Below are 12588 nucleotides of genomic sequence, written 5' to 3' on the forward strand. Positions count from 1 at the left end.
CCGCTGCCTCAAGCGCTACATCGCCCGACAGCTCTACCGAACCATCACCCCCCACCACCGCACCCCTTGACAACCCCCACTCACAGATCGGCGCGGCGCGGCGGGGCGGGGCGGGGCGGGGCGGGGGTGGGGCGGGGCGGGGCGGGGGTGGGGTGGGGTAGGGGGTGGGGGTTAGTTGCCGGCTTGGGGTTGGGGTTGGAAGGCGGTTCGTTCGCTCGGCGGGACGAAGTCGCGGACCGGTTGGTCGCGCAGGGCGAAGGCGAGCACCTCACCGACCGCGTTCACCATCTGGGCCTGCACCGCCTGACCGACCGCGTCCCGGGGATCGTCCGGGTTCGCGGCCATCGACGCGACCGCGAGCTGCGGCGTGAACGCCACTACCGTCTCCGTCTCGTACCGCTCCGAACTGCCGGTCTTGCCCGCCACCGGACGGCCGAGCTTCGCCCGCAACCCGGGTGCGGTGGCGCCGTCGCAACGCCCGTACATCGACTGGTCGCCCACCGGGCAGCGGGCCGCGTCGATGGCCGCCCGCGCCACGTCGGCGTCGAGCACCTGTCGGCAGTCCGGCTTGGCGGCGTCGACCGGCCGGCCGCCCGAGTCGGTGATCGAGACCACCGGCAGCGGCGCACACCAGGTCCCCTCGGCCGCCACCGTGGCGTACGCGCTGGCCAGGTCCAACGGGGTGGTCGCGGCCACGCCCAGGGTGAACGGACCCCAGTCCTTCGCGCCGTAGCGGGCCAGCTTGGCGTCGGACTCGGCCCGCAGCACGATGCCGAGCCGCTCGGCCATCTCCACCACCCGATCGGCGCCGACCTTCTCGGTGAGCCACGCGAAGTACGTGTTCACCGAGCGGCCGAACGCGCTCCACATGGTGCGGGGGCCGTCCATCGACGACGGGCTGGCGTTCGCCGGGCACCACCGTCCGTCGCAGCTCGCCTCCCCGGTCACCGGGAAGCGGGTGAGCAACTGGGTCGGCGCCACGAAGTCGGTCGACAGCGGCAGGCCGGACTCCAGCGCGGCCAGCAGGGTGAAGAGCTTGAACGTCGAGCCGCCCTGGTACCCCTCGATCGCGCCGCCGCCGGCGATCAGCTGGTTGACGGTGTTCGGGCGGTTCTTCTGCCCGACCGGGTTGTCCGCCACGCTGTAGGCGCGGTTCACCGACATCGCCAGCACCCGCCCGGTGCCCGGTTGCACCACCGCGGTGGGCACCGCCTCGGCCCTGGTCGTCGGATAGATCTTCAGCACCTGCTCGGTGGTGGCCCGCTGCACGCCCGGGTCCAGCGACGACACGATGGAGAAGCCGCCCCGGCGCAGCGCACGCTGCCGCTCGTCGGCGGTCGCCCCGAACGCGGACTGACTGCTCCACCAGCGGGTGAACCAGTCGCAGAAGAAGCCCCAGTCGTTGTGCCCGTCGGGCACGCCCGTGCAGTCGTTCGGGGTCTCGCTGGGCCGCAGTTGCAGCGGTTCGGCGCGCGCCGCCGCCGCCGCGTCCGCCGGTACCTGCCCGGACTCCACCAGCCGTTCCAACACGTACGACCGCCGGGCCACCGCGCTGTCGGCGTCGCCGTTGATCGGATCGTCGCTGTCCGGCGAACGCACCAGACCGGCGAGCAGTGCCGCCTGGGCCAGGGTCAGCTCGGCCGGGGAGCGGGAGAAGTACCGCTTGCTGGCCGCCGCGATGCCGTACGCCCCGGCACCGAAGTAGGCGATGTTGAGGTAGCGGGTCAGGATCTCGTCCTTGTCGAGTTCCCGCTCCAACGCGAGCGCGTACCGCATCTCCTGGAGCTTGCGGACGGTGGTGAGTTCGGTGGCGGCGTCCCGCTGCGCCTCGGTCAGCCGGGGGTCGTTGCTGAGTACGTTGCGGACGTACTGCATGGTCAGCGTGGAGGCGCCCTGCCGGGTCCGGCCGTCGCGCTTGTTGACCGTGAACGCGCGCACCACGCCCCGCAGGTCGACCCCGCTGTGCTGGTAGAACCGGACGTCCTCGGCGGCCACTATCGCCCGGCGCATCACCGGAGCCACCTCGTGCAGCGGCACGTCCACGCGATCCTCCTGGTAGAAGGAGGTGATCAGGGTGGTGCCGTCGTTGGCGTAGAGGTTGGAGCGCTGCGCGGTGGGCGGCGTCCGGAGCGTGTTCGGCAGCTCCGAGTACGGCGTCGACAGGGCGCTGAAGCCGATCCCGAGGACCAGGGCCGCGGGTAGGGCGGCGGCGGCCAGCACCAACCCGGCCAGCACTCCGGCGATCACCACGGTCAGCAGTTTGTCGAGTTGGGCCCGGATCATCAGCTCTCCCCGCAGGAGCCGGTCACGCTAGGACCCGTTCAGAATGACCCGGAACGCCCCTTTGGCCCTGGGTTTTCCCCAAACCCGGAGGAAACTCGCACCACGCTCAGGGCAGTAGCGCGCCGGCCAGCGGGTGGACCGTCTCCTCGATCTCGTCGGCGACCCGGCTGAAGCACTGGTCGCCACGACCCCACGGGTCGTCCAGATCATCGGTGGCCAGCGCCGAAGCGCCCAGCCGCGCGTCGTGCGCCGCCGCCACCAGGGCCATCCCCCGGGCGTACACGGCCTCCGGGGTGGCGTCGCCCGGCGGCAGCGCGGCGGCGTCCACAGCGGCCAGCAGCCGGCCGAACTCGCCCAGCACGAACGTCCGGGACGCCGCGTCCGGACGAAGCGCCACCACGTACTCCTGCTGGTCGGCGGTGGCGGTCAGGACCAGGTCGGCGGCGTCGATGTGGTCCGAGCGCAGCTTGCGCGCTGCGAACCCGGCCACGTCCCCACCACGGCCGGTGACCTGCCGTGCCGCCGGCGGGTTCATCTCCTCGCCCGCGTGCCAGCCACCCGTACCGGCGCTGTGGCTGTGCACCAGCTCCTCGGCCTGGGCCGGGTCCTGCGAACGCCGGGTCAGCCGCTCCCGCACCGCCAGGGCCAGCAGCCGCTCCGCCATCGGCGAGCGGCAGATGTTGCCCATGCACACGTGCAGAACAGTGAACGGGGGCACTCAGACCGCCCGACCGTCGACGAGATCCGGAACCACGTCGCGCAGCTTCTCCAGCGGGATCGCCCCGGCCCGCAGCAGCTGCGGCACCTCACCGGTCAGATCCACGATCGTGCTGGGCACCGGATCCGGGCAGGGGCCGGCCTCCAGGTAGGCCCGCACCGAGTAGCTGAGCTGGTCACGCGCCTCGTCGGCGGTGACCGCGGCCGGCTGGCCGGTCTTGTTGGCCGACGAGACCGCCATCGGGCCGGTCTCGCGCAGCACCTCCAACGCCACCGGGTGCAGCGGCATCCGCACCGCCACAGTGCCGGTCTTGTCGCCCAGGTCCCACTGCAGGCTCGGCGAGTGCTCGACCACGATCGTCAGCGCACCCGGCCAGAACGCCTCCACGAGGTCCCGTGCGGCGGTGGGCAGCGAGAAGACCAACCCGTCAAGGGTGTGCCGCGAGCCGATCAGCACCGGCGGCGGCATCTGCCGACCCCGGCCCTTGGCATCGAGCAGCGCCTTCACCGCGTACGGGGTGAACGCGTCCGCGCCGATCCCATACACGGTGTCCGTCGGGAGAACGACCAGCTCGCCGTTCTTGACCGCCTCGATCGCCGCAGCGATGCCGCGGTCCCGATCGGCGGGCGACCGGCAGTCGTAGAGCATCACGAGGAGTCAGTCTGCCACGCCGCCCCGATCGGGGCGTGCTGGCCGTCCGCCCGTCGGGACGCGGTCGCGTAGCGGGGACGCCCGGTGAGGTCCGGATGCTCCGCCACGGCGGTGAAGCCGCCGTCGCGGGCGAGCAGTTCGGGCACCGCCGCGCCGTGGGTGTCGTCGTGCTCGACGCCGAACACGCCCCCGGGGCGCAACAGCACCGCCGCCCGGGCGACGACCGGCCGGATCACCACCAGACCGTCAGCGCCCCCGAAGACCGCCTCCGCCGGGTCGTGCCCGGCCACCTCCGGCGGGACCACCACGTCGTCCGGTACGTACGGCGGGTTGCAGAGCAGCACGTCCACCCGGCCCGCCAGCTCGGCCAGCAGGTCCGGCGCTGTCACATCGGCCTCGACCACCTCGATCGGGCGGTCCCCCGCCGCGGCGCGCTCCGCCGCGTTGCGCCGCAGCCAGGCCAGCGCCGCCGGGGACCGCTCCACCGCGATCACCCGCGCTCCCGGCAGCTCCTGAGCCACCGCCAGCGCGATGGCGCCGGAGCCGCTGCACAGGTCCACCACCACCGGATCGGGCCGGCCCTGGGCCTGCTCGACGCCCCAGCCGGCCAACAGCTCGGTCTCCGGCCGGGGTACGAAGACACCCGGGCCGACCGACAGCTCCAGGTGCCGGAACCCGGCCCGACCGGTCAGGTGCTGCAACGGCTCGCGCGCGGCGCGGCGGCGCGTCAACTCGTCGAGCCGCACCAGCTGGTCGTCGCCCAGGTCGTCGGCGAGAGCCAACCGACCCCGGGGAACCCCGAGCACGTACGCCGCCAGCAACTCGGCCTCCACCCGGGCCGAGCCGACCCCGGCGGCGGCGAGCGCGCGAGCCGCTCGGGCCACCGCGGCGGACGCCCGGATGGGGCCTGTCCCTTCGGGGGGGTGTTGCGGCAGAGTACTCACGACATAATCATGAAGCGTCACGGGCGGCGTGACGAACAGGTGCGCCCAGGCGCGCACGACAGGAGGTTGGCGGGTGGGCTGGCTCGACCGGGTCGATGACCAGGTTGACGCCCTGACGCACGCCCGGGCGTTGCAGGAGGCCAGCCGCTCCGCGGAGGCGTACGTCCTGTTGGAGCGTGTGATCCGCACCACCAACGACCCGGCGGCGCGAGCGGACGCGATGGTGCAGCGCCTCTCCGCGCTGATCAATCTCGGTCGGACCGCGGAGTTCACCAGGGCCATCGAAGAGGCGTCGACGGCGGTCCGCGACCTCGCCGAGCCCTATCTGCACGGTCACCTCAACGCGCTGGCCGCGCTCGCCGCGCACCACCAGGGCGCACTGGACCGCTGCGTCATGCACCTCGTCCGGGCGGCCCGGGCGCTGGGCGCCGTCGCCGACCCGGACCGGGACACCGCCTGGGGCTGGCACGACCTGGCCATGGCCTACAGCTACCTCAGCTTCCACGGGTACGCCCTGGGCGCCATCGAGCGGGCCCGGCAGCTCGGGCTGACCTCCGGGATCCCGGAGGAGACGTTCGCCGCGCCGGGCATCCGGCTGCGCAACGCCGTGGCCCTGGACCACAACGGCGACAGCGATGGTTGTCTGCGGGTGCTCCGGGACGTGGCCGCCGACCTGACCCGCTTCGTCCGCGCCGGGCGGGCCGGCCAGCTACGCCCGAGCAGCCTCGCCGCGTACGGCTACGCGGCGGCCCGACAGGCCGCGCTCGGTGACCAGGTGGCGACCGAAGGCCCCGAGCCGGCCCGGTTGATCACCCACGGCGGGGACAGCGCCCGCGCCCGCGACCTGCGTCAGCTCGGGCAGGTGTGCCTCGCCGTCGCCGACGGTCGGCCGATCGAGGCGGTCGCGCGACTGGACACCGTCCAGGTCTCCAACGAGACGCTCGGGGCGGCCGAGCCGGCCCGGCTGCGCAGCATCGCGTTGACCCGCGCCGGGGACCACCTGGCGGCGCACCGGGCCGACCGGCTGGCGTTCCGGCTCGCCGCGCAGCGCAACGACCGGCTGCGTGACGTCTACATCGACGGCATCGCCGCCCGCATCGACCACGAGGAGATGCGCCGCGAGGCGGCACGCTTCGAGGGCGAGGCGTTGACCGACCCGCTCACCGGGCTGCCGAACCGCCGCCGGCTGGAGCGCTACATCACTGCCGTTGTCACCCGCGGCGATCGAGTGGTGATCGGCGTCTGCGACCTGGACGGTTTCAAGGCGGTCAACACCCGGCACGGGCACCACTCGGGCGACCTGGTGCTGCAACGCATCGCCGGCGTGATCAACCGGGTGATGCGCCGGGGTGACTTCGTGGCCCGCTACGGCGGTGACGAATTCGTGGTGGTGTTGCCGGACACCGGCATGACCGAGGCCGCCGAGGTGGCCCGCCGGATCGAGGCGGCGGTCCGCCTGGAGGACTGGGAGTCGTTGGTCCCGGGCACCCCGGTCGGGGTCAGCATCGGCTTCGCCGAGGTCTCCGGTGGCAGCGGGTTGCGCGACGCGCTCAGCGTCGCGTTCGAGCAGGCCGACCGCGAGATGCTCCGCGCCAAGACCCGCCCCCGCGCGAGCTGATCGGCCCCCGCGCGAGCGGGTCAGCTCGGTGCCGCGGTCAGCGGCGGGTCAGCTCGGTGCCGCCGGCGAGCCGGGCGGCCCGGTCGGCCTCGGTGAGGGCGTCCAGCACCCCGTCCAGCTCGCCGCCGAGGGCCAGATCCAGGTTGTACGCGGTGTAGCCGATCCGGTGATCGGTGATCCGGTTCTGCGGGAAGTTGTAGGTGCGGATCCGCTCCGAGCGGTCCACGGTGCGCACCTGGGCCTTGCGCGCGTCCGAGGCGGCGGCGTCGGCCTGTTCCTGGGCGGCGGCGAGCAGCCGGGCCCGCAGGATCCGCATCGCCTGCTCCCGGTTCTGCAACTGGGACTTCTCGTTCTGGCAGGAGACGACGATGCCGGTCGGCAGGTGGGTGATCCGCACCGCCGAGTCGGTGGTGTTCACCGACTGGCCACCCGGGCCGGACGAGCGGAACACGTCGATGCGTAGTTCGTTCTGGTCGATCGTGACGTCGACGTCCTCGGCCTCCGGCAGCACCAGCACCCCGGCGGCGCTGGTGTGGATCCGGCCCTGCGACTCGGTCACCGGGACACGCTGCACCCGGTGCACGCCGCCCTCCCACTTGAGCCGTGACCAGACGCCGTTGCCGCCGTCCGGCACACCCTTGGTCTTGATCGCCAGGGAGACGTCCTTGACCCCGCCGAGGTCGGAATCCTGTGCGTCGATCACCTCGGTGACCCAGCCGTGCCGCTCGGCGTACCGGGTGTACATCCGCAGCAGGTCACCGGCGAACAGCGCCGACTCCTCGCCACCCTCACCGGCCTTGATCTCGACGATCACGTCCTTGGCGTCGTGCGGGTCGCGCGGAATGAGCAGCTCGGCGAGCCGCTCCTCCAGCACCGGCAGAGACCCGGCGATGGCGTCCGCCTCGGCCGCGAAGGACGGGTCCTCGGCGGCCAACTCGCGAGCCGCGGCCAGATCGGCGCGGGCCTGCTCCAACTCGTCGGCGGCCTTGTGCAGCGGCACCAGCTCGGCGTACCGGCGGCCGACCCTGCGCGCGGTGGCCTGGTCGGCGTGGATGGCCGGATCGGCCAACCGCTTCTCCAGCTCCGCGTACTCGTCGAGAAGGCCGGCCAGACGCTCGCTGCTCATGCTGCGGATGCTCCTTCGACGGTGCGCGACGACCGGGCCGGGGCCGGGAGGCCAGCGGCCGGACGGAAACGGAGGAAAACGCGGACGGCGCCCGCGTCCGGTGAGAAACCGGACGCGGGCGCCGAACGAGGAGTTACTTGGCCTTCTTGGCCTGAACCTTGGCGTACTTCTGCTGGAACTTCGCGACCCGGCCGGCGGTGTCGAGAACGCGCTGCTTACCGGTGTAGAACGGGTGGCAGGCGCTGCAGGTCTCGGCGTGGATCGCCCCGCCCTTGGCGGTGCTGCGGGTCGTGAACGTGTTGCCACAGGAGCAGCTGACCTCGGTGGTCACGTACTCCGGGTGGATGTTTGCCTTCATCGCCTCGGTCCTCTCGTTGGTGGTCGCCGGGTCGCCGTCATCGCTCGTCGCGCCGTACACGACGGGCTCGGGCGTGAACCGGAACCGGTGGCCGATTGACCAGTGTGCCATGGGCCTGAGCCGACCCGGTAGTCGGGCCGCACACCTCGTCCGGCATCGTCAACACGTGCCTACCCGTCCGCATTCCCGCCGCCCGGCGGGGCATTCGCGCACCCGGCGGATCGCCGCCGGGTACCCCGGCCGGGGTACGCCCGTCGAGCCGGAGGTGCGCCGATGACCCGCCTGATCGCCACCCGGGGCCTGCCCGCCTCGGGCAAGACGACGTTCGCCCGCACGCTCCAGCCCTCCGTGTCGCGGGTCAACCGGGACGATCTGCGCCGGATGCTGCACGGTGAACGGTTGTTCACCCAGTGGGCCGAGGCGCAGGTGACAGCAGTGCAGCAGGCTCAGGTCGAGGCGTTGCTGCGGGCCCGAGCGGACGTCTGCGTGGACGACACCAACCTGCGCGCGCGGACCCTACGGGGCTGGGCCGAGCTGGCCGCCCGCCACGGCGCGGACTTCGAGGTGCACGACTTCACCGACGTGCCGCTGGACGAGTGCCTGCGCCGCGACGCCGCCCGTCCGGGCGCCGACCAGGTCGGCGCGGACGCGATCCGCCGGCTGCACGAGCGGTACCTCCAGGGGCGGGAGTTGCCGTTGCCGGTGCCGCAGGCCCGCACCGGACGCCCCGCCGTGGTGCACCCGCCGTCGGCCGAGCCACCGGAGATCGTCCTGGTGGACATCGACGGCACCGTCGCACTGGCCGTCTCCCGCAGCCCGTACGACATGACCCGGGTGGGCCAGGACCAGCCGAACAGCGCGGTGATCGCGGCGGTCCGGGCGATGCACGCCGCCGGGTACGGGGTGGTCTTCTGCTCGGGGCGGGACGCCTCCGCCCGCGCGGCCACCGAGGCGTGGCTGGCCCGGCACGTCCGAGTGCCCTACCTGGGACTACACCTGCGGGCCGTCGGCGACTCGCGGAAGGACTCGATCGTCAAGCGGGAGATCTACGACCGGGAGATCCGGGACCGTTACCGGGTGGCCGGCGTCTTCGACGACCGTGTCCAGGTGGTCCAGATGTGGCGATCCCTCGGTCTCACCGTCTTCCAGGTGGCCGACGGCGACTTCTGAGGTGTCCGGACGGGCCCCATGCGTGGGGCCCGTCCGGACAGTTCACCCGGTGACGGTGATGGTGGCCTCGGCACGGGCGCCGTTGACCTCGACAGTCAGGCGTATCGGCGCGCCGGGCCGCCGCAGTGCCGTCAGGGTGCCGGTGGCCGGGTCGAACCGGGCGGTGTGCCAGGGACGCACCCCGGCCGCCGAGCCGACGTGCACTCCCGGCGAGGCCGACCAGTCGGCGCTGACCGGTGCGGCCACCGGGACCGTACGCCCGCCGGGCTGGGTCAGCGTGGCGGTGACCGCCGCTGGGGTGCCGACCGCGACGCTGGCTGGGGCGGCCATCGTGAGGCGGTCGGTGTGCGCGTGGAACTCCGCGTCCACCCAGCGCGGGCCTTCGGCGAGCGGGTCACGGCGGGCCCGGTCGGCCTCGGCCGGGGTCACCGGGTCCACGCCGAACTCCGTCCAACCGGTGAAGCCGCCCTGGTCGGCAGGGGTGGACGGCGTCTTGCCCGCATTGCCGTTGATCACGTACGGCACCCCGTCCACCCGGTCGGCGTGGAAGGTGCCGACGTGCCCGCCCACGAACAGCGCGCCCTTGCCGGTGCGGTGCTGGAAGTCGGCCAGCCATTGCTCCAGCAGCGCCGCCTCCTTGCGGTCGCCGAGCTGGCTGGCCTGCGCCGGGCTGGGGTCGCGCGGCGGGTGGTGGTGCAGGACGACCACCGAACCCACGCGCCGGTCGGTGGCCGCCGCGTCCAGCGCCTCGCGGAGCATCCGTACCTGGTCGAAGCCTCCGCCGCGCAGCGTCCCGGTGGACGAGTTCAGCGTGACGAACCGGGTGCCGTTGTGATCGAACACCCGGGAGGTGGCACCGAACACGGCCGCGAAGTTGCTGATCGGAGCGCCCATGATCTCGTGGTTGCCGGGCACGTAGTACCAGGGCAGCGCGTCGCCCAACTCCTCGTCGAGGATCCGCCGGGCCAGCGCGAAGTCGGCCGGGTAGGCGGTGTCCACGAAGTCGCCGTTGATCAGGAGGAAGTCCGGCCGGGCCGCCCGCACCTCGCGCAACGTCCGCCGGGCCTGGGCGACCAGGTCGCTGTCCGGGTCGGCGGCGACGAACTGGGCGTCGGAGAGCACCGCGAACCGCCACGGCGCGCCGTCCACAGTGCCGTCGCGGACCACCACCCGATCGGTACGCGGGGCCGCCTCCGGCACGTCCACCGTCGGGGGCACCTTCGCCACCAGGTCGTCGATGATCACCTCGCTGGTGTACTGCGCCGCGGCGTTCGTCTCGGCCACGTAGAAGCGGCGTACCCGCACCGGGTACTGCACCCCGGCCGGCACCGCGAACTCCACGTACCGCCAACCGGTCCAGGTGATCAGTGGGCCACGCAGCACGTGCTGGGTGTCCTGGGCGTCGTGCAGGTGCAGGCTGGGCCACTCCCCGGTGCCGTTGCCGTGGATCCACATCCCGAAAGCCTGCGGCTGACCGGGCACCTCGATCCAGGCCGGCGGGTCGGCGTACGCGGCCCGCGTGCCGGTGGACTGGCTGAAGTCGTACGACATTCGCAGTCCGGTGCCGGTGTGCCCGGGCGCCGGCGCCACCGAACCGCTGGCACGGGCCTGGCTGAACCGCCAGGACGCGGCGTCGTCGAACCCGGCGACCGGCACGTCGGTCAGCCCGACGGTGACCGGCAGGACAACGCTCGAGCGTCCGACGTGAACGGTCACCAGTCCCGAGCCGGTGGCCTGCAACGCGGCGATGGACAGGTTTCCGTCCCCGGTGGGGGTGATCCGCAGCAGATTCCGGTCGTAGTCGAGGGTGAGGTCTGCCGGCTCGATCGGCGCGGTGTTGCCTTCGGCGTCGTACCCGACCACGCCGACCACTGCGTCACCGTCGCGGCCGGTCAGCCCGACCCGCGGCGCGGTGGCGCCGATCCGGGCCAGCGGGCCGAGCACTGTGAGGTTCACCGAGCCGCTGGCCCGCCCCCGTGCGGCGGTGACCGTGCTGGCCCCCGGCGCGCCGGCGCGGAACACGCCGTCACTGTCGACCCGGCCGCGTACCGCCGGGGTCGCCCGCCAGGTGGGGGCGCCCGCCGCCGGGCCGTACGTCTCGTCGTAGCCGGATGCGGTGAGGGTGCGGGTCAGCCCCGGGAAGACCCGGTCGGGCCGCCCACCTCGCACCGGTGAGACGCCCGGGGCGGCGGTGGGGTCGCTGGCCGTCTCGACCCAGTAGCCGGTGAGTCGCCCGCTGCCCTTCGGCGCGTAGATGGCCAGACCGTTGGGCACGGCCCGTTCACTGCCGTCGGAGGGGCCGTTCTCCAGCTGTACGGCGGGCGCGCCCGGCTCCCGGGCCAGCAGCGTGGACGATCCCCCACCATCGAGGTTGAGCGCGTGGTGGGCGCCCAACTCGGCCATCATCCGGCCCATCTCGGTCTGCGTCACGCCGCGGCTGTCGACCTGACGGCCGTCCACCGTCAGCATGATCATCTTTCGACCGTCGGCGCTGAATCCGACAGCGGTGCGCGGGGCGAGGGTCGGGTCGGCGATGCTCTGCACGACGCCGTCGCGGACCAGGACGTTGCCGCCCCCGACCGCCGCGTGCAGGGTGCTGCCGTCGGAGGGCTTCGGCCGCCAGGCCACCGCCACCGGGTCACCGGGGCGCAGGCCGGCCAGCGCGTCCGCGCCGAGGTCCCGGCCGAGCAGCACGGTGCTGCCGGCGACGATCGGGCCGCTACCGGCCACGCTTCCCACAGCGGCCACCCGACCGCCGGTCACTGTGACCTCGACCACCCGGGCCGCGCCCTCCACGGCACGCTGCCGGGAGTACGTCCCCCACAGCTCGGTGAAGGCGCCGATGCCGTCGGCCTGCACCATGTTGTTGAACTGGGTCAGCGGGACCGGCCCGGTGGGCAGTGTGGCGCTGCCGTCGAAGTTCACCTCGATCACCCGCCCGAGCCCGTTCGTGGTGACCGCCACCGCGTTGCGGTGACCGCTGACCCCCGACTGGATCAGCTCGCCGTCACGGACGCCGACACCCTGGGCGGCGCCGGAGTTGTTGATGTCGAAGAAGTCGCCGTTGACAGCGGCGACCGCGTGCGACTCGTCCACCGCCTTTCGCAGCGGCTCGGCCCGGCTGACCGCGCCGGAGTTGACGTAGTCGACGGTGGAGCCGCCGGCCAGGTCGGTGGTGAGCGCGTCGGCGCGCAGCCAGCCCTCGGCGTCGTACCGGTCGAAGGACGTCAGCTGCACGCCCGGCGCGACCGGCCGGGTGGCAGTCGTGGTCTCCAGCCCGCCGGCCGGCTCCAGACCACCAGCGCCGGCGGTCGGGGCGGTCGCGACTGTCGGGTCGGCGGCCAGGCTGACCGAGCCGCCCGGGCCGGAGGACGCGGGCGGCGCGTCCTCCGCGATGGTGGGCGAGGCCACGGACCGTGAGGCCACGGTGGGCGAGTCGATGGTGGGTGCCGCGGTGGCCGGCGGCGACAGGGCCAGGGCGAGCAGCGGCGTCAGCAGCAGGACGCCGGTGCGGCGGGCGGATCGTCTGCGGGTACGCATGGACGACAGTCAACCCGGCAATGAATAGAAGTTTCAATACCTGTCGACTGAACCGAAGGAAAATTCCATCACCTCACGGAGCGGGCGTCATCTCCCGCCCGCTGCGGCTCCCCCGGCTGCGGTGTCGGGCCCGGGGACATGACGAAGGGGCACGGCCGCGATGGCCGTGCCCCTTCGTCG

At 73.1% G+C, this 12588-nt stretch carries 9 protein-coding genes; 2 read left to right on the top strand and 7 right to left on the bottom strand.

Translation table 11 applies throughout. The features are described 5' to 3' along the window. Nucleotides 1–171 precede the first annotated feature (171 nt). The 4 genes from ABZ794_RS30910 to prmC form a co-directional block, all read right to left on the bottom strand. A complete protein-coding gene (locus tag ABZ794_RS30910) occupies nt 172–2283 on the bottom strand; it encodes a transglycosylase domain-containing protein (protein WP_210785732.1) in 2112 nt (703 codons plus the stop codon). 106 nt (nt 2284–2389) lie between these two features. Beyond that, nucleotides 2390–3001 (bottom strand): phosphotyrosine protein phosphatase, encoded by a 612-nt coding sequence (locus ABZ794_RS30915; RefSeq protein WP_210785733.1) that lies wholly within the window; start codon nt 2999–3001, stop codon nt 2390–2392. Further along, nucleotides 3002–3649: an L-threonylcarbamoyladenylate synthase gene (locus tag ABZ794_RS30920; protein WP_091406475.1), complete on the bottom strand. Its 648-nt coding sequence runs from the start codon at nt 3647–3649 to the stop codon at nt 3002–3004. Continuing rightward, nucleotides 3649–4596 (bottom strand): peptide chain release factor N(5)-glutamine methyltransferase, encoded by a 948-nt coding sequence (prmC, locus tag ABZ794_RS30925; RefSeq protein WP_210785734.1) that lies wholly within the window; start codon nt 4594–4596, stop codon nt 3649–3651. The genes ABZ794_RS30920 and prmC overlap by 1 nt, the downstream gene beginning before the upstream one ends. Nucleotides 4597–4669: 73 nt before the next feature. On the opposite strand from prmC, the gene ABZ794_RS30930 reads away from it, so the two are divergent. Continuing rightward, nucleotides 4670–6214 carry a GGDEF domain-containing protein gene (locus ABZ794_RS30930; RefSeq protein WP_210785735.1) on the top strand — a complete coding sequence of 515 codons (1545 nt, stop codon included), beginning with the start codon at nt 4670–4672 and terminating at the stop codon, nt 6212–6214. A gap of 37 nt (nt 6215–6251) precedes the next feature. Here ABZ794_RS30930 and prfA read toward each other — a convergent pair whose 3' ends face one another. Together prfA and rpmE are read right to left on the bottom strand one after the other, a co-directional pair. Further along, nucleotides 6252–7340: a peptide chain release factor 1 gene (gene prfA, locus ABZ794_RS30935; protein ID WP_210785736.1), complete on the bottom strand. Its 1089-nt coding sequence runs from the start codon at nt 7338–7340 to the stop codon at nt 6252–6254. A gap of 133 nt (nt 7341–7473) precedes the next feature. Continuing rightward, nucleotides 7474–7698 (bottom strand): 50S ribosomal protein L31, encoded by a 225-nt coding sequence (gene rpmE / locus ABZ794_RS30940; protein ID WP_030333150.1) that lies wholly within the window; start codon nt 7696–7698, stop codon nt 7474–7476. A gap of 273 nt (nt 7699–7971) precedes the next feature. Here rpmE and ABZ794_RS30945 point away from each other — a divergent pair, with 273 nt between their 5' ends. Further along, nucleotides 7972–8868, top strand: a complete 897-nt coding sequence (locus ABZ794_RS30945) for an AAA family ATPase (protein WP_210785737.1) — start codon at nt 7972–7974, stop codon at nt 8866–8868. A 42-nt stretch (nt 8869–8910) separates the two neighbouring features. Here the strand turns inward: ABZ794_RS30945 and ABZ794_RS30950 are convergent, their stop codons facing one another. Further along, the gene (locus ABZ794_RS30950) at nt 8911–12408 is read right to left on the bottom strand and encodes a phosphodiester glycosidase family protein (protein WP_357518875.1); all 3498 of its coding nucleotides are present in this window, start codon (nt 12406–12408) and stop codon (nt 8911–8913) included. Nucleotides 12409–12588: the final 180 nt, after the last annotated feature.

This window comes from Micromonospora sp. NPDC047187 (genome assembly GCF_040643355.1).
GTDB classification, from domain to species: domain Bacteria; phylum Actinomycetota; class Actinomycetes; order Mycobacteriales; family Micromonosporaceae; genus Micromonospora; species Micromonospora salmantinae.